At 54.5% G+C, this 543-nt stretch carries 1 protein-coding gene; it reads left to right on the top strand.

Annotated features, from left to right (window positions below; genetic code table 11):
- Positions 1-11: 11 nt before the first annotated feature.
- Positions 12-543, top strand: a 532-nt coding sequence (locus IEX22_RS16415; RefSeq protein ID WP_229660122.1) for a molybdopterin-dependent oxidoreductase, incomplete at its 3' end; no start/stop codon positions are given.

A 543-nucleotide genomic window follows, 5' to 3' on the forward strand; every position in this document is an offset into this window, starting at 1 on the left:
TGGACGAGCCTATGGGTTGCTACAACGATATTGAAGCTGCCGATGCTTTTGTTCTTTGGGGCTCCAACATGGCCGAGATGCACCCAATCCTCTGGAGCCGGGTCACAGACAGACGCCTCAGCGCGCCCCATGTAAAAGTCTCTGTGATGTCTACCTTCGAGCACAGAAGCTTTGATTTGGCCGACTTGCCGATTGTCTTCACGCCGCAAACCGACCTGGCCATACTCAACTATGTCGCCAACTACATCATCAGCAATGACAAGGTTAATTGGGACTTCGTCAACAAGCATGTGAACTTCCGCAGAGGCACAACCGATATCGGCTATGGCCTGCGGCCCTCACATCCGTTGCAGCAAAAAGCCAAGAACGTGGCCACCGCCGGTGAATCCACCCCGATGGACTTTGAGCAGTTCAAGGCATTTGTCGCCGATTACAGCCTGGAGAAGGTCAGCAAGCTCTCGGGCGTACCCGAGCATAAACTGCTGGAGTTGGCGAAACTCTACGCCGATCCCGAGGTGAAGGTGACCTCCTTCTGGACCATGG

The organism is Tersicoccus solisilvae (genome assembly GCF_014643255.1).
Taxonomy (GTDB): Bacteria; Actinomycetota; Actinomycetes; order Actinomycetales; family Micrococcaceae; genus Tersicoccus; species Tersicoccus solisilvae.